This window comes from Martelella sp. HB161492 (assembly GCF_013184775.1).
Lineage (GTDB): Bacteria > Pseudomonadota > Alphaproteobacteria > Rhizobiales > Rhizobiaceae > Martelella.
The window spans coordinates 122,565-147,034 of sequence record NZ_JAATVV010000003.1; the positions used below are offsets into that span (position 1 = coordinate 122,565).

The following is a 24,470-nucleotide window of genomic DNA, read 5'->3' on the forward strand; positions in this document are numbered from 1 at the left end:
TGACGCCAGTGGCGATTGGAACGTTTTCGCAACAGTCTGACGGGTCGCCTGGGGTGGCCCGTTTTCGTTACAGGTCATGCAGGACATAGGCGGCCTTGACGGCGGCGGAGGCGCGGTTTTCGACGCCGAGCTTTACATAGATCTGTTCCAGATGCTTGTTCACGGTGCGGGCTGAAAGGCCGAGGATATCGGCAATATCGCGATTGGCCTTGCCTTTGGCGATCCACAGCAGCACTTCGGATTCCCGCACCGTCAGCGGGAAATTCTGCCTGAGCACCTCGTCATCGGCAACGGGATTGGCCGCTGAGACACGGAACAGGAGTTCGTCAGGGCTGATCCGTTCAAGAAGTGCCAGCTGAAACAGTCTCTTGCCATGCCGTGCGACGGGCAGAAGCGGTGCGGCGGCACCTGCCGCAGCCTCGTGGCGACGGGCTTTCAGGATGGCCCCGACCTCGGATGTGAGCCAGACAACGTCGAGATCGCCGCCGGTCGCGTCATGGATAAGCCGGCTTGCCTGCGGCGTCAGCCAGAGCGGGCGACCCTCGCCATTGGTCGCCATCAGGTGGCGGCCCGCCGCGTCGAGGGCGATGCGCGCACTCTGGGTTGAGCGGGCATTGGAAAGATGGACGCGGATGCGGGCGCGCAATTCGTCGATATTGATCGGCTTGGTCAGATAATCGACGCCACCTGATTCCAGCGCGTGGACGATATGCTCCGTCTCCGACAGCCCTGTCATGAAAATCACCGGGATCGCATGGGCAGGCCCGGCTTTCAGCTGCCGGCAGGTCTCGAAACCGTCCATCTTCGGCATCACCGCATCCATCAGCACGACGTCGGGCGAGACCTTCTCGACAATGGAAAGCGCGCTCGCGCCGGAGGTGGCGATCAGCACCGAATAGCCGCTTTCCTCCAGCGCTTCCGTCAGGAAGGAAAGCGTCTCGGGACTGTCGTCCACGAGCAATACAATGTCACGGGCTCTTACGGCCTCAGCCATGATCGCGCTCCACCCCCTGTTTTGCGTCTTTCACTGTATCCAGATGTTGCTTCAGGAATTTTCGGTATCCGTCAAGGTCGAAGACATCGACATAGTCTCTGGCCCTGGCGCTGAAAGCTCCCAGCGCCGGGTCTGCGGTCTCGAGCGCGGCGAGGTGGTCGCGAATGCCGCGGACATAACCGATCTCGCCAAGCTCGATCAGCGCCTTCAGGATCTGCGGGTCCGGAACCGCAACATCCAGTTCCGTTTCTGCCGTCTTGGGCAAGGGCGTATCGCCGCGGATCCAGTCGAGCCCCAGCTGCGCGGCAAGCACGTCATAAAGCCGCTTCAGGTCCAGAGGTTTGGACAATGTTGCATTATGGCTGTCATCGCCATGGCCAAGCACGGCGTCGTCACCGATATTGGCTGACAGCATCACGATCGGGCGCATCACGGCGCGTTCGCGCAAGCCGGTTGCCAGCTGCCAGCCGGTCATGCCGGGCATGCGGATATCGATGAGGAACAGATCGGCCTCGCCTGCTTCCAGCGCCTGAAGACAGGCTGCACCGCTCGCGACCGTGACGACGCCGAAGCCGAGCGGTTCGAGAATATCACGCATCATGGCGCGATGTTCCTCATTGTCGTCGACCACCATGATGGTGCGTCGGGCACCGGAATAACCGGAGATCGCCTGTTCGGCGCGGGCGGCATTTTCCGGGCGTTCAAGCGAAGCCAGCATCATCCTGACCGTGAAGGTCGTGCCTTGGCCCGGCTGGCTCGAGACCATGATCTCGCCACCCAGGGTGTTGACCAGAAGCTGGGTGATGGTCAGTCCGAGCCCGAGGCCAGGCTTGGTCGTGTCGCTTTCACTGCCCCGTTCGAAAGGTTCGAAAATGCGGACGATATCCGATTCGGCAATGCCGTCGCCGGTATCGGCAACGATGAACGTGGCGACCTGATTGCGATATTGGGCAGAAAAGCGGATCACGCCGCTATCGGTGAATTTCACCGCATTGGAGAGAAGATTGACCAGGATCTGACGCAGCCGTTTCTCATCGGTTCTGACGTAAAGGGGCAGGGCGCTGCCTCTGTCATGCTCGAAACTGAGGCCCTTGGCCCGGGCCTGCGGGGCAAACATGTCGATGATCTGATCAAGGAAATCGGTGAGATTGATTTCGTTGGCATAGACCTGCAGACGGCCGGACTCGATCCGGGAAATGTCGAGCAAGCCGTCAATGAGCCCGGAGAGATAGTCGGCGGAGCGGCGGATCGACTTGATGGCCGGCTGGCGGGCTTCGGGTATGGCCGGGTCGCGCTCGAGAAGCTGGGCATAGCCGAGCACGGCGTTGAGCGGCGTTCTGAGTTCATGGCTGAGGCCGACGACATAACGGCTCTTGGCGCGGTTGGCGGCTTCCGCCGTTTCCTTGGCGGCCTGGAGTGCCGCGTCGGTTTTCTCATGCGCGGCGATTTCTTTCAAAAGCAGCGTAGTCTGGCGCGAGGATTCTTCTTCCGCCACCTTGCGGCTGTCATGGGCGAGCACGAAGAACCAGCTGACAATACCGGCAATCAGCGCGAAGACGAAGAAAACGATCAGCGTCGCACCATAGATGACATCGGCGGTTTCCGGTGTGGCACGCACCATCTGGATGGCGATCATCGCCAGGATCGCACCGATGACGGCGACCGAAATGGCAACGGTGATGGCATAGCGCCCGAGACGGCTGGATAACGCCTGCACGGCCCGCACTGGCAGAAACTTGGCCGCAACAAAGCCGATCTGCGCATTCATCCGGGCTTTCGGTTTGCAGAGGTCATGGCAACGGCTGTCGAGCGAGCAGCACAACGAACAGATCGGTCCGGCATAAGCGGGGCACCAGGCCATGTCCTCCGGCTCGAAGGGATGTTCGCAGATCGAGCAGGTGATTGCGCTTTTCGACTGCCAGCCCTTGCGCGGCTTGCGTGCGAGATAATAGCGCCCGCCCGTGGCAAAGGCCATTGCCGGCGAGATGACGAGGGCGACGCCAAGCGCGATAAAGGGCGCAAAACCGGCGGCAAGCGTGCCGAAAAGACCGAAATGGGCGAGAAGCGCGATCGCACCTGATGCGGTCATGGTGCCGAGGCCGACCGGATTGATGTCGTAAAGATGGGCGCGTTTGAATTCGATCCCCGGCGGCGAAAGCCCAAGCGGCTTGTTGATGAAGAGATCGGCGGCGATGGTCGACAGCCAGGCCATGGCGACAATGGCAAAAACGCTGAAAGCCGATTCCAGCAGCCGGTAAATGCCAAGCTGCATCAGCAGCAGCGCAATCGCGACATTGAAGATCAGCCAGACAACACGGCCGGGATGGCTGTGGGTCAGGCGCGAAAAGAAGTTCGACCAGGCGAGCGATCCCGCATAGGCATTCATCACATTGATCTTCAGCTGCGAGACGACAACAAAAGCGGCCATCAGGAACAGGGCGGCATAATGGTTCGGGATCATGTAGCCGAAGGCGGCGAGATACATGTGGGCGGGGTCGGCCGCATAATCGGCCGGTGTTCCGGCCGTAAGCGCGAGCACGGCGAGAAATGATCCGGCCATCAGTTTCGGCACGCCGACCAGCACCCAGCCGGGGCCGGCCAGAAAGACGGCGAGCCGGTGATAGAAGCGATGCCGTCCGGTTGCCGGCAGGAAGCGGAGAAAGTCGACCTGTTCGCCGATCTGCGGCAGCAATGCGAAGATGACGCCGGCGGCAGCGGCAAAACCGGCAAGCGAGAACGGAGCGGCAGAGCCCGGCGGGGCCGGCTCCTGCGACAGTCCGGCAAAGCTGCGCCAGATCTGGAATTTCTCGACATCCATAAAGGCGATGAAGATGAAGGGCGCGATGTTGAGCACGATCCAGAAGGGCTGCGTGATGAGCTGAAAGCGCGAGATCATCTGCACGCCATGGGTGACAAGCGGGATCACCAGCACGGCGGAGATGATGTAGCTGATCCAGATCGGAATGCCGAAGGCGAGCTCCAGCGCGCCTGACATGATCGAGGCTTCGATGGCAAAGAGAATGAAGGTGAAGCTTGCATAGATCAGCGAGGTGACGGTGGAGCCGATATAGCCGAAGGAGGCGCCGCGGGTGAGAAGATCGATATCGACACCGTGGCGGATGGCATAGCGGGTGATCGGCCAGCCGACGACCAGCATGACCAGGGCCGCGACCACGGCCGCAAAGAACGCATTGGTGGTGCCATGCGACAGCGTGATCGCCCCGCCGACCGCCTCCAGCGCCAGAAAAGAGATCGCCCCGATCGCGGTCTGCGAAATCCGGGTCGAGGAAAAACGCCGTGCGCTCTTGGCCGTGAAGCGCAGCGCGTAATCCTCAAGTGTCTGGTTGGCGACCCAGCGGTTATATTCACGCCGGATCGGAATGATGCGTTGGCGGGCTGTCATGAACGGTCAGGGCACCTGGCGGAAAAGCGAACAAGCCCTGATTGTTTACATGATCTCAGCGAAAGGCAAGAGTGCGGTGCATCATCGGCTGAAGAAGCGCGCCCAGGTTGGGAACTGTGGCCGGCCCTTTGTCCCGTTTCCTGCTTCAGAACCGCCGCTGGCCCCGATAGATCGTGCCGTGGCGATGGCCGGCGGCACCGGAGAGCGGCTCGAACAGCGCCCGGCAGGACTGGATGCCGCGCCCGACGATGACCACGCCGTCACCAGCCACGATCTTGAGCTCCGGTTCCGGTTCGGAATAGACGGTTCCGTCCTGCCGGTGGATCTGGACGATGAAGAACTGGCCTTCGGTGCGTTTTTCGATCTGGGCGACCGTAAGCCCTGTCAGAGCGCCGCGTTCCGGCGCCACGACCACCTGCAGCTCGAGCCCCAGGCCGCGCAGCTGGCGTTCGAGCGTCTGCATCTCGCTGGAAGCATGCAGGATCTTCTCGGTACGCGGATAGAGAATGAGTTCAGCGATCCGCTCGGCGCCGATATGGGTCGGCATCACCACCCGGTCGGCGCCTGCCTGGATCAGCTTGTTCTCGGTGGTTGCCATCTCGCCGCGGGCGATGATCTCGATCTTCGGATTGAGCGCGCGGGCCGAAAGCGTGATGAAGACATTGGCGGCATCATTGGGAAGCACCGTCGCCAGTGCGCGGGCCCGGTCAACGCCGGCAGTGGTGAGTGATGTCTCATCGGTGGCGTCGCCGACAATGGCGAGAAAGCCCAGCTCGCGGACATTATCGGCAAGACGTTCATTGCGCTCGATGATGACAAAGGGCAGGCCAGCCATGTTGAGCTCGCGCGCCAGCATCACGCCGATCCGGCCATAGCCGACGATGATGACATGATTGGAGAGATGTTCGATTTCCTTGATCATCCGTCTCGTTCCGAAAAGCTGCTGCAACTGATTGATGGTGAGAAACTGGACCAGCGCACCGGTCAGCACGATCGACCCGGTGCAGCCGAGGATCATGGTCATCACGGTTATGGCATGAAGATAGGCGGTGTCGATCGGGTGCACTTCGCCATAGCCGACCGTATAGACGGTCAGCAGCACCATGTAGAAGGAATCGGGAAAGCTCCAGCCGGCGTGGTGATAGGCCGCCGTGGCTGCGGCAATGACGGCAAGCATGAATATGACCGTCGAAACCAGCGTCCGTCCCGGAGACCCGAAAACGCCCATGCATGCCCCTTGCTGCAATTCAGTGTTGCCGAAAGCATAGCGGATGATGGCGCTGCCGCAAGACAATACGCCCTGTGCTGCATCGATGTTTCACCCTCTGTCATGCGGCCTACGTCAAATGACGTATGGGGCTTGGTCGCGGTCTCGCCGATAGTTGGCACGAACGCCGAGCGGGCGTTTCGGTTTTGTTGCTGCGCTTATTGCGCGGAATGTAAAAACAGAGGGGAAATCAGATGAATTTCACGAAGGGCCTCAAGGGCGCCATCGTCGGTGCGACGATGGCAGCCGGTGTCCTCACCGGCACCGCACATGCCCAGGAAGACACGATCAAGGTTGGCATCCTCCATTCGCTGTCCGGTACGATGGCGATCTCGGAAACCACGCTGAAGGACGCCATGCTGATGCTCATCGACGAGCAGAATGCAAAGGGCGGCCTGCTGGGCAAGAAGCTTGAGCCCGTTGTCGTCGACCCGGCTTCCGACTGGCCGATGTTTGCTGAAAAGGCCCGCGAACTGATCTCGCAGGACAAGGTTGACGTTGTGTTCGGTTGCTGGACGTCTGCTTCGCGCAAGTCGGTTCTGCCGGTTTTCGAAGAACTCGACAGCATTCTCTTCTACCCGGTCCAGTATGAGGGTGAAGAAAGCTCGCGCAACGTCTTCTACACCGGTGCCGCGCCGAACCAGCAGGCCATTCCCGCCGTCGACTACCTGATGAACGAGGAAGGTGTTGAGCGCTGGGTCCTGGAAGGCACCGACTATGTCTATCCGCGCACGACCAACAAGATCCTGGAAGCCTATCTCAAGGCCCACGGCGTCGCTGACGAAGACATCATGATCAACTACACGCCCTTCGGCTTCTCCGACTGGCAGACCGAAGTGGCCGCGATCAAGAATTTCGGCTCGGCAGGCAAGAAGACCGCCGTGGTTTCCACCATCAACGGTGACGCCAATGTTCCCTTCTACAAGGAGCTCGGCAACCAGGGCATCAAGGCCGAAGATATTCCGGTTGTTGCCTTCTCGGTCGGTGAAGAAGAGCTTGCCGGCCTCGATACCACGCCGCTGGTTGGTCATCTGGCCGCCTGGAACTACTTCGAGTCCGTCGATTCCGACGCCAATTACGACTTCATCGATGCCTGGCACAAATATACCGGCGACGATAAGCGCGTGACCAATGACCCGATGGAAGCCCATTATATCGGCTTCAACATGTGGGTTAAGGCCGTTGAAAAGGCCGGCACCACCGATCCCGACAAGGTGATCGATGCCATGGTCGGCGTTTCGGTTCCGAACCTGTCCGGCGGCTATTCGACGATGATGCCGAACCACCACATCACCAAGCCGGTCATGATCGGTGAAATCCAGGATGATGGTCAGTTCGATATCGTCTACCAGACCCCTGGCCTTGTTCCCGGCGATGCCTGGTCCGACTATCTGCCCGATTCCAAGAACCTGATCTCGGATTGGCGCGCTCCGCTGTCCTGCGGCAACTTCAATGTCGCGACCGGCAAGTGCGGCGGCATGGCTGCTGCGAATTAAGGCCTCTTAACGGTGGGAACCACTGCCGGGCGCAGCTCGCCTGCGCCCGGCAAACGAGGATACGGCCTTCCGTTTTGGCTGGCCGTCGAAGAGGGGACGCACATGTCGATTTTTTCGCGCATGCCTGGTTTCAGTCATTTTCTATTTTTGCTGTTTGTTACTCTGATATGTGCGTCCCTGCCTGCCCGGGCCGCAGATGACCCCCGGGCGCTGATCAATCAATTCGCAACCGCTTCCGGTTTCGATGCCATCGACAAGAATGTTCAGGCTCTTGCTGCAACCGGCGACCCGGCCATTGTTCCGGCCCTGAAGGCGCTTTCCGACGGCGACCTCTATGCCCGCAAGGATGACGGTGCCGTCTTCATCACCTCGAAAGGCTCGTCCAGCCGCGATCTGATGCTCGCCGATCCGCTGACGGGTGAACCTGCCGGCGAGGCATCCAAGCGCGATCTCGAAAAGATCAAGGTCAATAACAGTCTGCGGCGCTCGATTGATGCGGCGCTGGCGGGACTGACGCTGATGAGCCCGGATCCTTCCGTGCGACTTTCGGCGGCCCAGTCGATGCTGAAGGCGCCGTCCGAAGACAATCTTGCCCTGATCGAGCAGGCGCTTGCAAAAGAAGACAACAAGGACATCATCGCCACGCTGAAACAGGCCGAGGCGATTGCCATTCTCAATTCCAGCCGTTCGGACGCGGAAAAGAGCAAGGCGATCGGCGAGGTTGCCTCGATCGGCGGTCGTGATGCGATTTCCGTTCTGCTGGCTGCGCGTCCGAGCCTCGATGAAAGCCTGCAGGCAGAGGTGGACGCTGCGCAGAGCCGGATCGAGAAAAAGCTCGCCTTCTGGGACGCGCTGCAAAATGTCTGGTACGGCCTGTCGCTCGGGTCGGTCCTGCTGCTGGCGGCAATCGGCCTTGCCATCACCTTTGGCGTCATGGGTGTCATCAATATGGCCCATGGCGAAATGGTCATGCTGGGTGCCTATTCCACCTATATGGTACAGGAGGTGATCCGCAATCATTTCCCTGGTCTCTTCGACTGGTCGCTGGCAATTGCCCTGCCGGTCGCTTTCATCATCACGGGTGTGGTCGGCCTGATCATCGAGCGCGGTGTGATCCGCTTTCTCTATGGCCGGCCGCTGGAAACGCTGCTCGCCACCTGGGGCGTGTCGCTGATCCTGCAGCAGGGTGTGCGTACGATTTTCGGCCCCACCAATCGCGAGGTTGGCAATCCGTCCTGGATGTCCGGCTCGTTTGATCTCGGCGGTCTCGTGATCACCTGGAGCCGTCTGTGGATCATCCTCTTCTCGCTTGCTGTCTTCTTCGGACTGCTTGTGCTGATGAAACGCTCGGCCTTCGGCCTGCAGATGCGTGCCGTGACCCAGAACCGCCGCATGGCCGGCTCCATGGGGATCCGTACGGCCTGGGTGGATGCCTTCACCTTCGCGCTCGGCTCCGGTGTCGCCGGTCTTGCCGGTGTCGCACTGTCGCAGATCGACAATGTCTCGCCCAATCTCGGCCAGTCCTACATCATCGACTCATTCATGGTCGTGGTCTTCGGCGGGGTCGGCAATCTCTGGGGTACCTTTGTCGGTGCGTTCTCGCTCGGCATTCTCAACAAGTTCCTGGAACCCTATGCCGGCGCTGTGCTGGGCAAAATCCTGGTGCTCGTTCTCATCATCCTCTTCATCCAGAAACGACCGCGCGGCCTGTTCGCGCTCAAGGGAAGGGCGATTGAAGCATGATTACCGCCTTTGTATTCCGCGCGCTTGACCGCAAGATCGTCATCGCCATCGGCGTGCTGATCGCCATTGCCCTGATCGTGCCGGCGCTGATGCTGCTGTTGCCGGCATCGAGCCCCTTCCACATGCCGACCTATATGGTCTCGCTCGCCGGCAAATATCTCTGCTATGCGCTTCTGGCACTGTCGCTGGATCTGGTCTGGGGCTTTTGCGGCATTCTCTCGCTCGGCCATGGCGCATTCTTCGCGCTTGGCGGCTACTCCATGGGCATGTATCTGATGCGCCAGATCGGGTCGCGCGGTGTCTATGGCGATCCGGTCCTGCCCGATTTCATGGTGTTCCTGAACTGGAAGGAGCTGCCATGGTTCTGGTACGGCTTCGACATGTTCTGGTTTGCTGCCCTTATGGTGCTGCTGGTGCCGGGGGCGCTGGCCTTTGTTTTCGGCTGGTTTGCCTTCCGCTCCCGCGTCAACGGCGTCTATCTCTCGATCATCACCCAGGCCATGACCTATGCGCTGCTGCTCGCCTTCTTCCGCAATGATATGGGGTTCGGCGGCAATAATGGTCTGACCGATTTCAAGGATATTCTCGGCTTTTCCGTCAGCGCCGATGCAACGCGGGCCGCACTCTTTGCCGCCTCGGCGCTGTTTCTGGCGCTCGGACTTCTGATTTCCTCGGCGATCGTGCGCTCCAAATACGGCAAGGTGCTGGTTGGCGTGCGCGATTCGGAGGCCCGGGTGCGCTTTCTCGGCTACCGGGTGGAGAATTACAAACTCTTCGCCTTCGTCGTCTCCGCGATGATGGCCGGTGTTGCCGGCGCCCTCTACGTGCCCCAGGTGGGCATCATCAATCCGGGCGAGTTTGCCCCTGCAAATTCCATTGAAGTGGTGATCTGGACGGCCGTTGGCGGTCGGGCAACGCTGATCGGGCCGATCATCGGCGCGGTGCTGGTCAATTTCGGCAAGACCATCTTCACCGGTCTGTTTCCCGAATTCTGGCTGTTCGCGCTGGGGGGGCTGTTCGTCGCCGTGACCCTGTTCCTGCCCAAGGGGATCGTCGGAACGATGGGCGGCAAGCTGAAGCCGGCCGGACGCGACGAGCCGGGCGCGATGGCGAAGATCAAGCAATCCGAGGCGCTGGAAGACGGCGTCGAGACGCAAGGGGAGGCTGCGCGATGAGCCCGCAGGAAAGACGTGCCAGGAGCCTGCTCTATCTCGATAATGTCTCGGTCTCCTTCGACGGTTTCAAGGCGCTGAACAAGCTTTCCTTCGTCATCGAGCCGGGTGAGCTTCGCGCTGTGATCGGTCCCAATGGCGCCGGCAAGACGACGATGATGGATATCATCACCGGCAAGACACGGCCGGACGAAGGTGAGGTCTTCTTCGCCGACACGGTGGATCTGACCCGGCGCGACGAGGCCGATATCGCCCAGCTCGGCATTGGCCGCAAATTTCAGAAGCCGACGGTTTTTGAGGGCCATACGGTCTGGGACAATCTCGAACTGGCGCTGAACCGCCGGCGCGGCGTGTTTTCGACGCTTCTCTATCGGCTGACCGGCGAAGATCATGACCGAATCGAAGAGATTCTCGAGATCATCCGCATGAGCACGCGCAAGGACGAGCTTGCCGCCAATCTCTCCCATGGCCAGAAACAATGGCTGGAGATCGGCATGCTGCTGGCGCAGGAACCCAAACTTCTGCTGGTCGATGAACCGGTCGCCGGCATGACCGATGCCGAAACGGTGGAGACTGCGCGGCTTCTGCGCGAGATCGCCAGGGACCGCTCCGTCGTCGTGGTCGAGCACGATATGGGCTTTGTCCGTGATCTCGGCGTCAAGGTGACGTGCCTTGCCGAAGGTTCGGTTCTGGCGGAAGGGTCGATCGACTATGTTTCGAACGATCCCAAGGTCATTGAAAACTATCTGGGGCGTTAGGATGGCTGTGTCTGTTCTCCGCCAGTTTTTGCATTTTCGCCTTGCGGCAAACGGGCCGTTGGAGCCATCGCACCGGATCCCTTCCGATCGGGATCCGTTGGCCCCTGACGAAGCGGCCGGGTCCCCCCTGAATTTCATGGCTCGGCTCGGTTCTGACCGCCCTGATTTTTCGCCGCAGGGCCTTTTTATCCGTGCATGTGTCACAAAGCCCGGGAGCGAGATCCGATGCTGAAGATCGATAATGTCAATCTCCATTATGGAGCGGCCCAGGCGCTGCGCGGGGTTTCGCTCGAGGCGGAAATGGGCAAGATCACCTGTGTTCTCGGGCGCAATGGCGTTGGCAAATCGTCGCTTCTGCGCGCCGTCACCGGGCAGCATCCGGTGTCGGGCGGCATGATCAGCTTCAATGATCAGGAGCTGAACGGGCTCGCGCCCTATGTGCGTGCCAAGCTTGGCGTCGGCTATGTTCCGCAGGGGCGCGAGATCTTTCCGCTGCTGACGGTTCAGGAGAATCTTGAGACCGGTTTTGCGCCGTTGCCATCATCCCAACGCACCATTCCGGATGATATTTTCAGCCTGTTTCCGGTGCTGCAATCCATGCTGAGACGCCGGGGCGGCGACCTTTCCGGCGGACAGCAGCAGCAGCTTGCGATCGGTCGCGCCATGGTCACACGGCCGAAGATTCTGGTGCTGGATGAACCGACCGAGGGCATTCAGCCTTCAATCATCAAGGATATCGGCCGGGCGATCCGCTATCTGCGTGATTCGACTGGCATGGCAATCTTGCTGGTCGAGCAATATCTCGACTTCTGCCGCGAGCTTGCCGATCAGGTCTATATCATGGACCGCGGCGAAATCGTCCATCAGGGCCCCGCCGAAACCCTGGATACGCCTGAGGCGCGCCGCCATCTGACGGTTTGAAGGCATTGTGCTGTTCCCCTGTTTTTCCGTCGTCCGGCGCATCGCCGAACGGCGGATTTTTCTTGCGCGATATGCGGTTCTTTCTGTCGTTTTTTTGCCCGAAAGGGTTTGAAACGGGCTGTACATGCGGTTTTGCGACTAGAATGTTGGATTATTCTTTCAACTCGCTCTCTGGTTTTTGGGTTGGCAGGCGGTGTAGGTGATGCTTCCATTCGCACTCTGCAGCGTTTTTAAGCGATGCCGGGTAAGGCCTGCTTTGTGGCGTGCTGGAAAAAGAGGCGATGCCCAGTTCTGATCGTTTTAGTTCGGGCAATTTTGAAGACGGCACGAAACTTGCTTTGACCTTTTTCAGAAAACAATTTTGCATGAGGAAACGGCATGGGCAACGCATCCGGTTGCGACGGGGAGGCGCTTTCATGGAGGTCGAGGACAAACTGCTGGAACCGGTCATGACGGCACGGCCGCAGCGTACTTTTGGCAAGGGCGAGCTTGTTGCAAAGCTTGCCGCAGGGCGGACCCGTATCGATCAGCTCTATCAGGAGGGGGCTGCAAAGATACGCCTTCCCGAAAGTTTCGATGACCGCATGGAAGCCGTGCTGATCAACACGTCGGGCGGACTGACGGGTGGTGACCAGCTGCGCTGGCTTGTCGAAGCCCGCAGTGGCACATCGGTGACGGTGACCACGCAGGCCTGCGAGAAGATCTACCGCTCCGACAGCGGACCGGCGATGATCGATGCGGAGATCGAGGTCGGCGACAATGCCCGTCTTGACTGGCTGCCGCAGGAAACCATTCTGTTCGACGAGGCCGCGCTTAATCGCCGTCTCGATGTGGATCTGGCCGAGACCGCCGAATTTGTCGCGGTGGAAGCGGTGCTGCTTGGCCGCAAGGCCATGGGCGAGGCGGTCGGCATCGGCCATTTCCGTGATCGCTGGCGGGTCCGGCGCGGCGGCCAGCTGCTGCATGCCGAAGATGTGCGCATGACCGGTGACATCGAGCATCTTGTGGCGCAGTCGGCCATCCTTGGCGGCGAGGTCGCCTTTGCCACTTTGCTTTATTGTGGCGCGCGCACGGAAGCGCTTCTGCCGAAATTGCGTGAGGTTCTGGGCGATGCCGGCGCCGGCGCCAGTGCCTGGAATGGCAAGCTAGTTGCCCGGATTGTCGCGGCAGACGGTTATGCCTTGCGAAAATTGCTGATTCCGGCGCTAAAGGTCTTGCGCGAGGACCAAATCATGCCGAAAGTCTGGCATCTCTAGTGATATGGGGTTCGCTCCGGATTTAACGTATCCGGTCGTGCGAAGCGGCAAATTGCCGTGACAGTTGAGGAACAGGAACAAGCATGAATCTGACGCCGAGAGAAAAGGACAAGCTGCTCATTTCCATGGCCGCCATGGTGGCGCGGCGCCGGCTGGAACGGGGCGTCAAGCTCAACTGGCCGGAAGCGATCGCATTGATCACTGACTTCGTTGTCGAGGGGGCGCGTGACGGGCGGCCGGTGGCCGAGCTGATGGAAGCCGGCGCGCATGTGCTGACGCGCGAACAGGTAATGGAAGGCGTCTCGGAAATGATCCATGACGTGCAGGTGGAGGCAACCTTCCCGGACGGCACCAAGCTCGTTACGGTTCACGAGCCGATCCGGTAAGGTTTGGCCAGAGGAGGGGGGCGATGAGCACAAAGCATTATCACGGCAGCTGTCAGTGCGGCGCAGTTGATTTCGATGTCGATATCGATCTTGGCTTTACTGCGGTCTGCAACTGTTCGCGTTGCCGTCGCCTCGGTTCGGTTCTGGCCTTCACATCGCCATCCGCGTTCACCTTGAACAGCGGTGCTGATGTGCTGACGGACTATCTCTTCAACAAGCGCACGATCCGCCATCAGTTCTGCAGTGTCTGCGGCATTGAGGCCTTCGCCTTCGGCAAGGTGCCCGGCGATGGCAGTGAAATGGTGGCGGTCAATGTCAATTGCCTTGATGGTGTGGATGCGCGTTCGCTGCCATCCAAGCCTTACGATGGCGCATCGCTTTAGTGCGATGGCGAAATGAGCGGAGCAACAGAAAATGATCCCAGGTGAAGTGATTACCGCCACAGGCGATATCGAGATCAATGCCGGTCTGGAAACGGTGACGCTGACGGTTTCCAATACCGGCGACCGTCCGGTGCAGGTTGGCAGCCATTATCATTTCTTCGAAACCAATGCCGGTCTGGCATTCGATCGGGACAAGGCCCGCGGCATGCGGCTCGATATTCCCGCTGGCACGGCGGTGCGATTCGAGCCGGGACAGACCCGCGATGTGACACTGGTGCCCTTTGCCGGAAGCCGGACGGTGTACGGGTTCCGGCAGCAGGTCATGGGCAAGCTCTAGAGGCGCGGAGCCGTTCATGGGGAGGCTATGCCGCGGTTGTCTTGCCGGGATGGTGCTGAGCGCGGGATCCTCGATCCTGCTGCCGGTCTCCGTCATGGCCGGCGACATGGTTTCCTGTGATGCGGCAGCCGCATTCGCCGCGCGGCTCGACTGCGCCGAGGAGGCCTTCCGGGCGAGTGACGAAAGGCTGACCAGTGCCTTCGCCACAATGCTGCTTCTGGCGGGAAACCTGGAGCGGCTCTTGCCGGAAGGCGAGCAGGGGGCAACGGCATCCCTGATGCGGTCGCAGCGGGCCTGGGTTGATTATCGCGACAGCGCCTGTACGTCGCGGGGATTTTTGTTTCGCGGCACGGAGGATGAGCCTTTCGTCGTTTCGCGCTGTATGAATGAACTGACGCTTGACCGGCTTGACTGCCTTGATCGGGTGCAGAAGGTGCTTCTGCTTCGCGATAGAGCGGCCGAGGCGGGGACAGATGAATTCGCTTTCGGTTCCGTGGAGAACTGATGGCACATCCATAAATGTGGTTGCGGCGGCATGGAAGCGGCCGGTGGTCACGATCGGAAATGAGACGGTGCAGCGCTGCCGACAGGTGCGGACCCGTCTGAACAACAGAGGGAAGCAGTCGATGCCTTTCAAAATGTCCCGCGCCGCCTATGCCGGCATGTTCGGCCCGACCACTGGCGACAAGGTTCGTCTTGCCGATACCGAGCTCTTCATCGAGGTCGAGAAGGACTTCACCCATTATGGTGATGAGGTGAAGTTCGGCGGCGGCAAGGTGATCCGTGACGGCATGGGCCAGTCGCAGGCAACGCGTGCCGAAGGCGCGGTCGATACCGTGATCACCAACGCGCTGATCGTCGATCACTGGGGCATCGTCAAGGCCGATATCGGCATCAAGGACGGGCGTATCGTGGCGATCGGCAAGGCCGGCAACCCGGATACGCAAAAGGGTGTCGACATCATCGTCGGCCCCGGCACGGAGGCAATCGCCGCCGAGGGCAAGATCATCACCGCTGGCGGCATGGACGCGCATATTCATTTCATCTGCCCGCAGCAGATCGAGGAAGCGCTGATGTCTGGCCTCACCTGCATGCTCGGCGGCGGCACAGGACCGGCGCATGGTACGCTGGCGACCACCTGCACACCCGGACCCTGGCATATCGAACGCATGATCGAGGCGGCGGATGCCTTTCCGATGAACCTTGCCTTTGCCGGCAAGGGCAATGCCTCGCTGCCGGGCGCGCTTGAGGAAATGGTGCTGGGCGGCGCTGCAGCGCTGAAGCTGCACGAAGACTGGGGCACCACGCCTGCGGCGATCGACAACTGCCTCTCCGTTGCCGACAGATATGATGTGCAGGTGATGATCCACACCGATACGCTGAACGAGAGCGGCTTTGTCGAGGATACGGTCAATGCGTTCAAGGGCCGCACCATTCACGCTTTCCACACCGAAGGCGCCGGTGGCGGTCACGCTCCGGATATCATCAAGATCTGCGGCCAGTCGAATGTCATTCCGTCATCGACCAACCCGACCCGGCCCTACACGCAGAACACCATTGCCGAACATCTCGACATGCTGATGGTCTGCCATCACCTGTCCTCGTCGATCCCGGAAGATATCGCCTTTGCCGAAAGCCGCATCCGCAAGGAAACCATCGCCGCAGAAGACATTCTTCACGACATGGGCGCCTTCTCGATCATTTCGTCCGACAGCCAGGCCATGGGCCGTGTCGGCGAAGTGGCGATCCGCACCTGGCAGACGGCCGACAAGATGAAGCGCCAGCGCGGACGCCTCTCCGAAGAGACCGGCGATAACGACAATTTCCGCGTCAAACGCTATATCGCCAAATATACGATCAACCCGGCGATTGCCCATGGCCTTTCCCATGAGATCGGTTCGGTGGAAGTCGGCAAGCGCGCCGATCTGGTGATGTGGAGCCCGGCCATGTTCTCGGTCAAGCCTGATCTGGTGCTGCTCGGCGGCATGATTGCGGCGGCGCCGATGGGGGATCCCAATGCCTCGATCCCGACGCCGCAGCCGATGCATTATCGCTACATGTTCGGTGCCTATGGCAAGGCACGGACCAATTCCTCCGTTACCTTCGTCTCCGAGGCCTCGCTTGATGCCGGCCTCACACACAAGCTTGGCGTCGCCAAGCAGCTGGTTGCGGTGAAAAACACGCGCGGCGGCATTTCCAAGGCGTCGATGGTGCATAACAGCGCCACACCGGAAATCTCCGTCGACCCGGAAACCTATGCGGTGCGCGCCAATGGCGAGCTTCTGACCTGTGAACCGGCCACCGTTCTGCCGATGGCGCAGCGTTATTTCCTGTTTTAAGTGAGGTGCGATTGGAAGGGCTGAAAACCTGATGGGGACACCAGAATATCCTTCCAAAATTGCCAAAACCAGTTCGGTGATAGCGATGCTGGGGTCTGCGGTATGGATGCAGTGGCCATTTAATCTTAATGATCTCAGTATCGGAGCGGTTTTGGCGTTTATCGCAAGCTTTGGCGCTTGGATATCAATAGAGATTGCTGATTACCAAAATTCCTCAAACTCGACCTCTGTTGATGAGGATATCAGGAAATTCAACCATTTGTTGGAGATGGTTAACCGAAATCAGTATGTTGTTTTGAAGGAGTTTGCCGTCGAAACCTATATTGATAGCAACCAGTATGAAGGATTGGAAAAGATCTCCAGGTATCATGAGGTTGATATTTTTAAATTTCATAATGAAGCTGTTCAGTTAAAATACGATGAATTTTGTAATTTCGCTCAAGTATTTCTTGGTGAGCTTTGGTTGTTGTATAAGTCAGACGGTCGTGGACAAGCAACTTGGCTTCCAAGGCGCAATGATGGGTGGGTAGACGAAGAACGGTTCAATAAGATTATGGTAAAAGTTTACGCGCTAACACAAAAGACTACCGGACTTTCTGATCTTTGGGCGGAATTAGTTTCTTTGGCGCGAAAGGAGTTAAAAGGAGGGAGTTTGCATATGGAGCAATACGAACTTTGAGTAATCATGTCATGACGACGAGATTTAGAAAACTCAGCTTTTTATTTTGATGGCGTGTTATAGCCGCGGCACAGCGTTGATGGATGCTGTCATCAAGCGGAGCTGCAAAGCTTGGCGCAATCTCTTCCTTCGTGTAGGGCTTTTTTGCGGGTATCAGCTGATAGCCGTTGAAAGCGAAATGTTCTGGTGCTGCAGCCGCAAAACGATTTCGCTTTCGGAAAGTACGATTTGTCGAGTCAAGTCCGCTGACGCGTTCTTTGGGCGTCATTTTGATAAGTTGGCCATGAAAGCGGAGTCGCAGAGTGATCGCCTGGGAATTGTTCATTCCGGCCTGTTTCGCGCTGAACTGTGCGCCGGGTCCGAACAATATGCTGGCCTTTTCCAATGGTGCCCGGCTCGGTATCGTGCCGGGGATCATCGGTGGTACGGGCCGGATCCCGGCCTTTACCATGCTGATTGCGATCACGGTCGTCGGGCTTGGGGCAGTGCTTGCCGCTTCGGCAACCGCTTTCACCGTGGTGAAGCTGATCGGTGCCGTCTATCTTGTCTATGTCGGGGTACAGATCCTGCGTAAAGCGCGCGCGCTTGCCGAAATGCAGGCGAGTGCGGTCCGGCTGATCGATCTGGCGAAGCGCGATTTTTCGATCGCGATCACCAATCCCAAGGCGATCGCCATCTTCACCGCCTTCTTTCCGCAATTTGTTACCCCCGGCGATGCGGTCTGGCATCAGCTCGCCCTCCTGGGAGCAGCCTTTCTGGTGATGGAGGTCGTGGCCGTGGCGCTTTACGTGCTTGCCGGAGCATTGCTCGGCCGTTTCATCAAATCCAACCGCATCTTCGTCAATCTCAACCGGCTGGTTGGTTTGGCGATGATTTTCGCCGGCGGGTCCATGGCGATTTCGCGCCACTGATCCATCGCAATTGGTTCTGCCGACATCAGCAGCTTTCATTGAAGCCGTCAGTTCGCGTCATTGACCGGGCGATGGCTGCCGCCGGATAATGCGCCTTATCAACGGCAGGGGCGTGTGATGGATATACGGAAATTGAGTGATGATGACCGGGACGCGGTCATGGCATTTCTGGAGGGACATGCCGCAAGCAGCATGTTTCTGCTGTCCAACATCGCCCGTTGCGGCCTCAATCAGCCGGACCGGCCCTATGGCGGGGACTATTGGGGCGCCCTTGATGATGGACTGCTCCGTGGCGTGATCGCGCAGATGTGGAATGGCAATGTCATGATGCAGGCGCCGGAGAAAGCCGCGCTTGATGCCCTTGCTTCCGTTCTGCGCAGAACTGTCGCAAGGCCGGTCGCCGGTTTTCTCGGCCCTGACGATCAGGCGCGCGTGGTGGTCACGCGTTTCGGCCTTCAGGATGCGGATTATGCAAGTAATTCCGCGGAGCGCCTGTTCTCGCTGGATCCGGCGGATCTGGTCATGCCCCCCTCTTCGGAGAAATTCGTCATGACTGCCTGGCAGCATGCCGATCCTGAGCTCCTGACGCGCTGGCTTGTCGATTACAGTATTGAAGCGCTCGGGGCGGTGCCGGGGGCGGCGCTGGAAGCGGGGATCCGGCTGGCGGTAAGCCAGGGCGCGGCGCTTGAGCGGTACGTGCTGCTGCTAGATGGCATGCCGGTTGCCCTTGCAGGCTTCAATGCAGGCTATGGCGGAATGAAGCAGCTGGGCCCGGTCTGGACGCCGCCGCCGCTGCGCGGGCGCGGTCATGCCCGGCAGCTGGTCGCCCTCATGGTTGGCGCCGCCTTTGAGCAGGGCGCAGAACGGATGATCCTGTTCACCAACAGCGCCGCGGGCGAGCGGGCTTATCGCGCGGTCGGTTTCCGTCAGATCGGCAGCTATCGCCTGGCTCTGCTGGCGACGCCCGTCGCACGCGCCTGAGCCGGTGCAAAATGGATAATTTGTCGCACCGGCGGCCCTTGCGCAGGCCGCTGGCGCAGCCCACTTACATGGCTGAAAGGGAGGACGGGGAGCGCTGTGCTATGCAGTTTTTGCATGGCAGCTATTACTTTAGAATTATTCTAGAATATGGCTTTATTCTTCCCTGATTTTCGTTAAGATTGCGTCAGCCCTTTAGCGGACCTAAGGTCCGCGAAATTTAAAGCAGGAGAAGACGATGCTCGGCAAGAAAGTTCCGAATGTAACCTTCCACACGCGTGTTCGCGACGAATCGATTGAAGGTCCGAATCCGTTCCGCTGGGAAGACAAGACCAGCGACGATTATTTCAAGGGCAAGAAGGTCATTCTGTTCTCGTTGCCCGGCGCCTTCACCCCGACCTGCTCGACCTACCAGCTTCCCGATTTTGAAAAGCTGGCCGCAGAGTTCAAGTCCCTCGGCATTGACGAAATCTACTGCATGTCCGTCAATGATGCCTTCGTCATGAATGCTTGGGCCAAGGGGCAGAACCTTGCCAACGTCAAGGTCATTCCGGATGGCTCTGGCGAGTTCACCCGCAAGATGGGCATGCTCGTCAACAAGGACAATCTCGGCTTCGGCATGCGCTCCTGGCGCTACGCCGCCATCATCAATGATGGTGTTGTCGAGAAGTGGTTCGAGGAAGAAGGCTTCTCCGATCTGTGCGAGAGCGATCCCTATGGCGTATCGTCGCCGCAGAACATTCTCGAAGCCCTCAAGGGCGACGCCAAGGCCGCCTGATCGGTTCTGGCTTTGAAGTTTTGTGAAACAAGGCGGACGGGAAACCGGCCGCCTTTTTTCTGCGCGCCTTTTGGCGTCAGCCGCTGGCCGGTGCCATCTCATTGACGACGGAGATGAAATGACCGGTCACCGGATCGGGATCGTCGGCGCGGCTGTACATCCATACTTCCATTTCCTCGCTGACATCGTCGATTTCCAGGAAAGTGATGCCCTCGCCGGCATTCTTGCACAGCGCTTCTGAAATCACGGCAACGCCGAGATTGGCGTCGACCAGACTCAGCATCGTCAACGGGCTTGAGGCGAAGAGATAGTGGCGTGGCTGCCGTGGCAGTGTGCCGTAGATCGGCTGAACGTCACCGTTGATATTCTCGGTCTGCAGACTGATCAGGGTTTCCCGGGCGACGCAGGTGATCGAGACGTTTGTCTCGTGCGCCAGCGGATGCTCGTGCGAGACGGCGAGAAGATAGCGGAAGCCCGTCAGCCGGTGCCGGTCGAACTGGGCATGAAGTTCGGTATCGAAATGCCGGGCGGCGAAGGCGATATCGATTTCGCCATTGGCGAGCGCCCGCGCCTGCTCGAAGGGGTGGATCTCGCTCACCTTGATGTCGACGGCGGGAAAACGGCTGGAAAAGCGCCGGATGAACGGCGCCGTGACACCGGAAGCAAGCGCCGTTGCCGAGCCTGCCAGATGCAGCTTTCCAAGCTTGCCCTCGCTGGCCTGATGGACGCGCTCGATGGCGCTGTCGAGTCGTTCGAGAATTGCGATGGCCTCGCTGCGGAACACGTCTCCCGTGGCCGTCAGCGTCACACCGGACCGGTCCCGGGTGAAAAGCTGGGTTCCGAGGTCTTCTTCCAGCGACTTGATATGCATGCTCAGCGCCGGCTGGACGATGTTGAGGCGTTGCGCTGCGCGACCGAAATGCAGCTCTTCGCACAGAACCACGAAGGACCTTAACTGTTTGATATTCGTCATATTGATCAAATAGCATGATCAACATGATCATATCAATCTATTTTTCAATATCATGATTCCGGCCTAGATTGATCTTGCCAACAGGGGCAGCGACGTTCACTCCCGGCTCGCAAGCGGCACGCTGATGTCGCGCCTGCCTTCGGACGTTCCCGCCGCCCCTGACTGATGGCCGTCGATATTTGAGAAGAGGCGCAGCTCCCATGCGCCAGACCGCTGAAGCGATGCTCGGCGGTGCAGGTCTCGGCTGGCCTTGCGGCACCAGGAAAAGAAGGAACAAAAAAATGAAAAAGATTGGTCTCGAAGAACATTTCATCATCCCCGAGCTCGTCCCGCATCTGGAGGATACCTATCAGAACATCAACAAGTCGCTGGCAAGCCGCGCCGTGCCACGGCTGCAGCAGCTGGGGGACGAACGCATCGCCGCCATGGATGAAGCCGGTCTCGACTTCGCGGTTCTTTCGATCGCCGGTCCTGGCGTGCAGATCGAACCCGATGCCGCCAAGGCAACGGCCTATGCCCGTAAAGCCAACAATGTTCTGGCCGAGGCGATGCAGAAATATCCGAAGCGCTATGGCGGCCTTGCCCATCTCGCCATGCAGGATCCGGCCGAAGCCGCGCGCGAGCTTGAACGCTCGATCAAAGAGCTGAAGATGCAGGGCGCGATGATCAATGGTCAGACGCTCGGCCTCTATCTCGACAATCCCTGCTATGACGAATTCTGGAGTGTTGCTGCCGCGCTGAAGGCCCCTGTCTATCTGCATCCGGGCAATCCGGTGCAGATGCCGATCAGCTATGAAGGTGCCAAGGCGCTTTATGGTCCGTTCTGGGGCTGGATGGCCGAGACCGGTTCACATGTGCTGCGGATGGTCGTCAACGGCGTTTTCGATCGCCATCCCGATGCCCGCATGATCCTCGGCCATATGGGCGAGACGCTGCCCTTCCTGATGTGGCGTTTCGACAGCCGACTGCCGACGGCCTACATGAATGTCGAATTGCAGCATGAGCCGACCTATTACATTCGCAAGAACATCACCTGCACGACATCCGGTGTCTGCGATGATGTGGCGCTGCGCTGCGCGCTCGATAATCTCGGCGAGGACAATGTGATGTTCTCGGCTGACTATCCCTTCGAAAGCCTGAAGGCAGCCTGTGACTGGGTTGATGCGGCCGATATCGGCGCGGAGCGGCTGGAAAAGGTCACCCACAGAAACGCTGAAACCATCCTTCTCGGATTGAAATAACAAGAAGGCGCGGGGCCGGCGGCGGATCTGCCGCCTGCCGGTGTCCGCCCCGGTTCTCTGGAGGCTTGCCATGAAACTTCTGGCATCCATGCAGAAGGTTCCTGCCGGAACCCTCAATGTGCCGATGGCGATCACCGCTGTCATTCACACATTTTTCCCGTCAGCGCTGAACATAGGCGGCACGACCACCGCGCTTTTTGCAACCGGTACGACGACCTTGATCGGCGTCATGCTGTTTCTCACCGGGACACAGTTCAAGCTTAATCAGGTCGCACCGACCTTCAAGCGCGGCTTTGTCCTGCTGGTGGCCAAGCTGCTGATCGGTATCATCGGCTCGCTGATTGTCGTGCATTATCTTGCCCCTCAGGGCATCTGGGGCATGTCCACCATTGCGCTGGTGGCAGCGCTTACGGCCACCAATCCCGGCATATACCTCGCCATCTGCGGCAAGCAGGGCGATGGGATCGACACGGCTGCCTTCGGTCTTCTGAACCTTATTTCAGTGCCCGCGATCGGCGTGTTCTGCATGGGGCTCGGGGCTGGCGGTGGCTTTCAGCCGATGATCCTGGTGCAGGTTCTCGTACCCTTTCTGGTCGGCATGCTGGTCGGCAACCTGGATGATGACCTGTCGACCTTCCTGCGTCCGGGCAGTGCGATTGTCCTGCCCTTCCTCGGCTTCTGCTTCGGTTCGGCGATCGATCTGAAGCTGGTTGTCTCGGCCGGCATGTCGGGGCTCGTGCTCACGGCTTTCTATCTGGTCGTCAATGTGCCGATCCTGCTGGCTGTCGATCGCTTTATCCTGCGCCGTCCCGGCTATGCAGCCATGGGGGTTGCCAGTGCCGCTGGCGTCTCGACGGCCGTGCCACCGCTTTATGCGGCAATCGATCCGAGCTTTGCCCCTTATGTTTCGGTCTCTGTTGCTCAGATCGCCATGATCGTCGTCATCACCTCGTTCCTGATGCCGGTTGTCGCTGGCTGGTTCCGCAAAATGCCGGAGAAAGAGCCGGGCCACGCCGCCGCGGTGCATCCGTGAATGCCGGATTACCAGTGCATTCTTTCAGCAACAGGCACGTGATAGCCACGTGCCTGTTGTGCTGTGAAAAGAGGCGGCTGTCACATTAACTTGATCCCAACCGGTTTGCTGCTAAGAATGCAATTCTTGACTTTTTACCGTGGCTTCCGGCCACGCGCCTCGACTGGGTAAAAAATGCAACGGATTTCATCCTATATTCCTGCCGGAACCGATGACCGGCCCGTCTCCGGCCGGGTTGTTCTGACCCATGATCAGCGTCACCTGCGCCGCAAGCTTCTGCCGCTTGAAAATGGCGGCAGCGTCATGCTCGACCTCAAAGATGCCGTTCTGTTTGCAAGCGGTGATCGGCTGGAGCTTGAGAATGGTGATCTGATCGAGATTGTTGCCGCCCCGGAGGAACTCTTCGAGATCCGCCCGAAAAACGCGCTGCATCTGATCGAACTGGCCTGGCATCTCGGCAATCGCCATCTGCCGGCCCAGATCGAGGAGACGCGTATCCTGATCCTGCGCGATCATGTCATCCGGCAGATGCTGGAAGGCCTCGGCGCCACGGTTTCAGATATCGTCGCACCGTTCCAGCCGGTTCGCGGGGCATATCACAGCCACGATCACGGCCATTCTGACGGGCATAGTCACGATCATCATCATGATGATGATCACCATCATGGCCACGACCACCATCACCATCACGGAGATCATGACCATTCCGGCCACCACCATCATGGCTGACAATCCGGGCCTTTCCGGATCGGCTCTCCTGCGCCTGCTTGCCTGGCTGTCGCCAGCCTTTCCGCTTGGCGGCTTTGCCTATTCGGGCGGGCTTGAAAAGGCGATTGACGATCGGTTGCTCACGGCGCCGGGAGATCTGGCGCCCTGGCTTGAAACCGCATTGTCGCACGGCTTTCTGTGGAACGATGCGGTGCTTCTTGCTGCAAGCCATCGGGCGGATGGCGACGAGGCGGCGCTTGGCGACGTTGCAAATCTTGCCGCAGCCCTTGCCGGCTCGCGGGAACGCTATCTGGAAACGACGGCGCTGGGCGCTGCTTTTGTCAGCGCTGCCAGTGCCTGGCCGGTGCCGGCGCTTGATGCGCTTTGCGGCGCCGTGGCGCTGCCGGTCGCCTTCGGTGCGGTGGCTGGCAGTCACGGCATGGAGCTGGTCAGTGTTGCGCAGGGCTATCTTCAATCACAGGTCTCGCAGCTGATTTCCGCGGCAATCCGGCTGTCGCTGCTGGGGCAGACGGCGGGCCTTGCGACGCTGGCGGCACTGGAAGAGCCGATCATGGCTGCTGCCATGCGGGCGGCGGCCAGCTCTCTGGACGATCTTGGCGGCTGCAGCTTTGCCGCCGATATCGCGACGCTGCGGCACGAGACGCAGCATTCACGGCTTTTCCGGTCCTGAGACGCGGACCCATATTCGCGCCG

At 59.5% G+C, this 24,470-nt stretch carries 23 protein-coding genes and 1 pseudogene; 19 read left to right on the forward strand and 5 right to left on the reverse strand.

The annotated features are described in order from the left end of the window. Window positions 1-67: 67 nt before the first annotated feature. The 3 genes from HCK86_RS06275 to HCK86_RS06285 form a co-directional block, all read right to left on the reverse strand. Window positions 68-994: a response regulator transcription factor gene (locus HCK86_RS06275; RefSeq protein ID WP_176083618.1), complete on the reverse strand. Its 927-nt coding sequence runs from the start codon at window positions 992-994 to the stop codon at window positions 68-70. Next, window positions 987-4,397 carry an ATP-binding protein gene (locus HCK86_RS06280; RefSeq protein WP_176083619.1) on the reverse strand — a complete coding sequence of 1,137 codons (3,411 nt, stop codon included), beginning with the start codon at window positions 4,395-4,397 and terminating at the stop codon, window positions 987-989. Before HCK86_RS06280 ends, HCK86_RS06275 begins: the two co-directional genes overlap by 8 nt. 145 nt (window positions 4,398-4,542) lie before the next feature. Continuing rightward, entirely contained in the window at window positions 4,543-5,625 is a 1,083-nt protein-coding gene (locus HCK86_RS06285) for a potassium channel family protein (RefSeq protein WP_176083620.1), read from the reverse strand. 278 nt (window positions 5,626-5,903) lie between these two features. Between HCK86_RS06285 and urtA the strand changes: the two genes are divergently transcribed. From urtA to HCK86_RS06345, 12 genes and pseudogenes are all read left to right on the forward strand, one after another. After that, a complete protein-coding gene (urtA, locus tag HCK86_RS06290; protein WP_246739498.1) occupies window positions 5,904-7,160 on the forward strand; it encodes an urea ABC transporter substrate-binding protein in 1,257 nt (418 codons plus the stop codon). 102 nt (window positions 7,161-7,262) lie between these two features. Beyond that, entirely contained in the window at window positions 7,263-8,903 is a 1,641-nt protein-coding gene (gene urtB, locus HCK86_RS06295; RefSeq protein WP_246739481.1) for an urea ABC transporter permease subunit UrtB, read from the forward strand. Further along, a pseudogene (gene urtC, locus HCK86_RS06300) lies at window positions 8,900-9,967 on the forward strand (urea ABC transporter permease subunit UrtC); the annotation flags it as partial. The gene urtB and the pseudogene urtC, both read left to right, overlap by 4 nt. 107 nt (window positions 9,968-10,074) lie before the next feature. Next, window positions 10,075-10,833: an urea ABC transporter ATP-binding protein UrtD gene (gene urtD / locus HCK86_RS06305; protein ID WP_176083623.1), complete on the forward strand. Its 759-nt coding sequence runs from the start codon at window positions 10,075-10,077 to the stop codon at window positions 10,831-10,833. Between the two features lie 225 nt (window positions 10,834-11,058). Next, window positions 11,059-11,754, forward strand: coding sequence for an urea ABC transporter ATP-binding subunit UrtE (gene urtE / locus HCK86_RS06310; protein WP_176083624.1), 696 nt, complete (start codon window positions 11,059-11,061; stop codon window positions 11,752-11,754). 416 nt (window positions 11,755-12,170) lie between these two features. Beyond that, window positions 12,171-13,010, forward strand: a complete 840-nt coding sequence (locus tag HCK86_RS06315; protein WP_246739482.1) for an urease accessory protein UreD — start codon at window positions 12,171-12,173, stop codon at window positions 13,008-13,010. An 83-nt stretch (window positions 13,011-13,093) separates the two neighbouring features. After that, on the forward strand, window positions 13,094-13,396 hold the full coding sequence (locus HCK86_RS06320; protein ID WP_141148187.1) for an urease subunit gamma: 303 nt from the start codon (window positions 13,094-13,096) through the stop codon (window positions 13,394-13,396). 23 nt (window positions 13,397-13,419) lie between these two features. Beyond that, window positions 13,420-13,779, forward strand: a complete 360-nt coding sequence (locus HCK86_RS06325) for a GFA family protein (RefSeq protein WP_176083625.1) — start codon at window positions 13,420-13,422, stop codon at window positions 13,777-13,779. A 31-nt stretch (window positions 13,780-13,810) separates the two neighbouring features. Beyond that, entirely contained in the window at window positions 13,811-14,116 is a 306-nt protein-coding gene (locus tag HCK86_RS06330; protein WP_176083626.1) for an urease subunit beta, read from the forward strand. A gap of 16 nt (window positions 14,117-14,132) precedes the next feature. Beyond that, window positions 14,133-14,621: a lysozyme inhibitor LprI family protein gene (locus HCK86_RS06335; RefSeq protein ID WP_176083627.1), complete on the forward strand. Its 489-nt coding sequence runs from the start codon at window positions 14,133-14,135 to the stop codon at window positions 14,619-14,621. A 121-nt stretch (window positions 14,622-14,742) separates the two neighbouring features. Beyond that, a complete protein-coding gene (ureC, locus tag HCK86_RS06340) occupies window positions 14,743-16,455 on the forward strand; it encodes an urease subunit alpha (protein WP_176083628.1) in 1,713 nt (570 codons plus the stop codon). A 31-nt stretch (window positions 16,456-16,486) separates the two neighbouring features. Continuing rightward, window positions 16,487-17,134: a hypothetical protein gene (locus HCK86_RS06345; RefSeq protein ID WP_176083629.1), complete on the forward strand. Its 648-nt coding sequence runs from the start codon at window positions 16,487-16,489 to the stop codon at window positions 17,132-17,134. Between the two features lie 4 nt (window positions 17,135-17,138). Here the strand turns inward: HCK86_RS06345 and HCK86_RS06350 are convergent, their stop codons facing one another. Beyond that, a complete protein-coding gene (locus tag HCK86_RS06350; RefSeq protein WP_176083630.1) occupies window positions 17,139-17,459 on the reverse strand; it encodes a hypothetical protein in 321 nt (106 codons plus the stop codon). On the opposite strand from HCK86_RS06350, the gene HCK86_RS06355 reads away from it, so the two are divergent. The 3 genes from HCK86_RS06355 to HCK86_RS06365 all read left to right on the forward strand — a co-directional run bounded on the left by HCK86_RS06355 (window position 17,437) and on the right by HCK86_RS06365 (window position 19,801). Beyond that, window positions 17,437-18,045 (forward strand): LysE family translocator, encoded by a 609-nt coding sequence (locus HCK86_RS06355; RefSeq protein ID WP_176083631.1) that lies wholly within the window; start codon window positions 17,437-17,439, stop codon window positions 18,043-18,045. The genes HCK86_RS06350 and HCK86_RS06355 overlap by 23 nt on opposite strands. A gap of 117 nt (window positions 18,046-18,162) precedes the next feature. Further along, window positions 18,163-19,026, forward strand: coding sequence for a GNAT family N-acetyltransferase (locus HCK86_RS06360; RefSeq protein WP_176083632.1), 864 nt, complete (start codon window positions 18,163-18,165; stop codon window positions 19,024-19,026). A gap of 235 nt (window positions 19,027-19,261) precedes the next feature. Beyond that, window positions 19,262-19,801: a peroxiredoxin gene (locus tag HCK86_RS06365; RefSeq protein ID WP_141148192.1), complete on the forward strand. Its 540-nt coding sequence runs from the start codon at window positions 19,262-19,264 to the stop codon at window positions 19,799-19,801. A gap of 76 nt (window positions 19,802-19,877) precedes the next feature. On the opposite strand, the gene HCK86_RS06370 is transcribed toward HCK86_RS06365, so the two are convergent. Further along, complete coding sequence (locus HCK86_RS06370; protein ID WP_176083633.1) at window positions 19,878-20,774, reverse strand: LysR substrate-binding domain-containing protein; 897 nt, start codon at window positions 20,772-20,774, stop codon at window positions 19,878-19,880. A gap of 281 nt (window positions 20,775-21,055) precedes the next feature. Between HCK86_RS06370 and HCK86_RS06375 the strand changes: the two genes are divergently transcribed. The 4 genes from HCK86_RS06375 to HCK86_RS06390 all read left to right on the forward strand — a co-directional run bounded on the left by HCK86_RS06375 (window position 21,056) and on the right by HCK86_RS06390 (window position 24,447). Further along, the gene (locus tag HCK86_RS06375; protein WP_176083634.1) at window positions 21,056-22,015 is read left to right on the forward strand and encodes an amidohydrolase family protein; all 960 of its coding nucleotides are present in this window, start codon (window positions 21,056-21,058) and stop codon (window positions 22,013-22,015) included. A gap of 70 nt (window positions 22,016-22,085) precedes the next feature. Further along, the gene (locus tag HCK86_RS06380; protein WP_176083635.1) at window positions 22,086-23,048 is read left to right on the forward strand and encodes a 2-keto-3-deoxygluconate permease; all 963 of its coding nucleotides are present in this window, start codon (window positions 22,086-22,088) and stop codon (window positions 23,046-23,048) included. Window positions 23,049-23,222: 174 nt separating this feature from the next. After that, window positions 23,223-23,777 (forward strand): urease accessory protein UreE, encoded by a 555-nt coding sequence (gene ureE / locus HCK86_RS06385; protein ID WP_176083636.1) that lies wholly within the window; start codon window positions 23,223-23,225, stop codon window positions 23,775-23,777. Then, on the forward strand, window positions 23,770-24,447 hold the full coding sequence (locus tag HCK86_RS06390; RefSeq protein ID WP_176083855.1) for an urease accessory protein UreF: 678 nt from the start codon (window positions 23,770-23,772) through the stop codon (window positions 24,445-24,447). Before ureE ends, HCK86_RS06390 begins: the two co-directional genes overlap by 8 nt. Window positions 24,448-24,470 lie beyond the last annotated feature (23 nt).

Coding starts and splice junctions, on each gene's coding strand:
- HCK86_RS06275 (WP_176083618.1), bottom strand. CDS start 994: ATGGCTGAGGCCGTAAGAGCCCGTGACATTGTATTGCTCGTGGACGAC.
- HCK86_RS06280 (WP_176083619.1), bottom strand. CDS start 4,397: ATGACAGCCCGCCAACGCATCATTCCGATCCGGCGTGAATATAACCGC.
- HCK86_RS06285 (WP_176083620.1), bottom strand. CDS start 5,625: ATGGGCGTTTTCGGGTCTCCGGGACGGACGCTGGTTTCGACGGTCATA.
- urtA (WP_246739498.1), top strand. CDS start 5,904: ATGGCAGCCGGTGTCCTCACCGGCACCGCACATGCCCAGGAAGACACG.
- urtB (WP_246739481.1), top strand. CDS start 7,263: ATGTCGATTTTTTCGCGCATGCCTGGTTTCAGTCATTTTCTATTTTTG.
- urtD (WP_176083623.1), top strand. CDS start 10,075: ATGAGCCCGCAGGAAAGACGTGCCAGGAGCCTGCTCTATCTCGATAAT.
- urtE (WP_176083624.1), top strand. CDS start 11,059: ATGCTGAAGATCGATAATGTCAATCTCCATTATGGAGCGGCCCAGGCG.
- HCK86_RS06315 (WP_246739482.1), top strand. CDS start 12,171: ATGGAGGTCGAGGACAAACTGCTGGAACCGGTCATGACGGCACGGCCG.
- HCK86_RS06320 (WP_141148187.1), top strand. CDS start 13,094: ATGAATCTGACGCCGAGAGAAAAGGACAAGCTGCTCATTTCCATGGCC.
- HCK86_RS06325 (WP_176083625.1), top strand. CDS start 13,420: ATGAGCACAAAGCATTATCACGGCAGCTGTCAGTGCGGCGCAGTTGAT.
- HCK86_RS06330 (WP_176083626.1), top strand. CDS start 13,811: ATGATCCCAGGTGAAGTGATTACCGCCACAGGCGATATCGAGATCAAT.
- HCK86_RS06335 (WP_176083627.1), top strand. CDS start 14,133: ATGGGGAGGCTATGCCGCGGTTGTCTTGCCGGGATGGTGCTGAGCGCG.
- ureC (WP_176083628.1), top strand. CDS start 14,743: ATGCCTTTCAAAATGTCCCGCGCCGCCTATGCCGGCATGTTCGGCCCG.
- HCK86_RS06345 (WP_176083629.1), top strand. CDS start 16,487: ATGGGGACACCAGAATATCCTTCCAAAATTGCCAAAACCAGTTCGGTG.
- HCK86_RS06350 (WP_176083630.1), bottom strand. CDS start 17,459: ATGAACAATTCCCAGGCGATCACTCTGCGACTCCGCTTTCATGGCCAA.
- HCK86_RS06360 (WP_176083632.1), top strand. CDS start 18,163: ATGGATATACGGAAATTGAGTGATGATGACCGGGACGCGGTCATGGCA.
- HCK86_RS06365 (WP_141148192.1), top strand. CDS start 19,262: ATGCTCGGCAAGAAAGTTCCGAATGTAACCTTCCACACGCGTGTTCGC.
- HCK86_RS06370 (WP_176083633.1), bottom strand. CDS start 20,774: ATGACGAATATCAAACAGTTAAGGTCCTTCGTGGTTCTGTGCGAAGAG.
- HCK86_RS06375 (WP_176083634.1), top strand. CDS start 21,056: ATGAAAAAGATTGGTCTCGAAGAACATTTCATCATCCCCGAGCTCGTC.
- HCK86_RS06380 (WP_176083635.1), top strand. CDS start 22,086: ATGAAACTTCTGGCATCCATGCAGAAGGTTCCTGCCGGAACCCTCAAT.
- ureE (WP_176083636.1), top strand. CDS start 23,223: ATGCAACGGATTTCATCCTATATTCCTGCCGGAACCGATGACCGGCCC.
- HCK86_RS06390 (WP_176083855.1), top strand. CDS start 23,770: ATGGCTGACAATCCGGGCCTTTCCGGATCGGCTCTCCTGCGCCTGCTT.